Source organism: Psychrobacter sp. 1Y4, assembly GCF_051847555.1.
This window is the reverse complement of sequence record NZ_JBPYDE010000318.1, coordinates 1-858: the sequence shown is the minus strand read 5'-3', so window position 1 is coordinate 858 and position 858 is coordinate 1. Positions and strand designations below refer to the sequence as shown.

Annotated in this window: 1 protein-coding gene and 1 pseudogene; both read left to right on the top strand. The window is 41.3% G+C overall.

The genetic code is table 11. The features are described 5' to 3' along the window. Positions 1-231: pseudogene (locus ACS8FC_RS16040) on the top strand (hypothetical protein); the annotation flags it as partial. Next, positions 228-858: cytochrome c oxidase subunit 3 (locus tag ACS8FC_RS16035; RefSeq protein ID WP_439297502.1), on the top strand; the 631-nt coding region annotated here is incomplete at its 3' end. The pseudogene ACS8FC_RS16040 and the gene ACS8FC_RS16035, both read left to right, overlap by 4 nt.

The window sequence follows — 858 nt, the reverse complement described above, 5'->3', positions numbered from 1 at the left end:
AATACAGATTCTGGTGTGATTATTGGTTTATTGACGTTCGTCTTTGGCTTTGCTTTTATCTGGCACATCTGGTGGTTGGTAATCGCCTCTTTCTTAGCCATCATTTTCTTTGTGATTCGTGAAGCCAATAAACGTGATATTGATTACATCGTACCAGTGGATGAGATTGAAAAAAGTGAAAATGCTTATTATAAGCGTCTTCGTACGGCTCACGCAGGAGACGGATTATGAGTAGTACCGAAACTATGCATACACATGAAGTAAATAGTAATTTACCAGACGACAACGGCGAGGAGTTGTTGCCGTCTGATGATAATCACAAAGACAATATAGATTACTTTAACCATAGTGATCCTCATCATCCAGACCACTTGGATGCGCAGGGTAATAAAGTACTCGGTTTCTTTGTTTACTTAATGACAGATTTGGTTTTGTTTGCAACGTTTTTTGCCGCTTATGCAGTATTGAAGGTTGGCGTAGCAGATGGTCCAAGTCCTAAAGATATTTTCGACCTTAAGTTTGTTTTGGTTGAAACGTTCTTGCTACTGATCAGTAGTATCACCTTTGGTTTTGCCATGCTTGGTGCTTATCAGAACAACATGTCAAAGCTTAAGCTTTGGTTGATGATTACTGCGCTATTTGGCATGGGCTTTATTGGGATGGAGGTTTATGAGTTCCATCATCTCATCGTCGAAGGCTTCGGGCCTGATCGCAGTGCCTTCTTATCGAGCTTCTTTAGTCTGGTAGGTTTGCACGGTATTCACGTCACGGTCGGTATCTGCTGGTTACTATTTACGTTGTTCCAGTTGAGCAAGTTTGGTCTTTCTGAGCGTATGATGACGCGTTTGAGATGCTTAA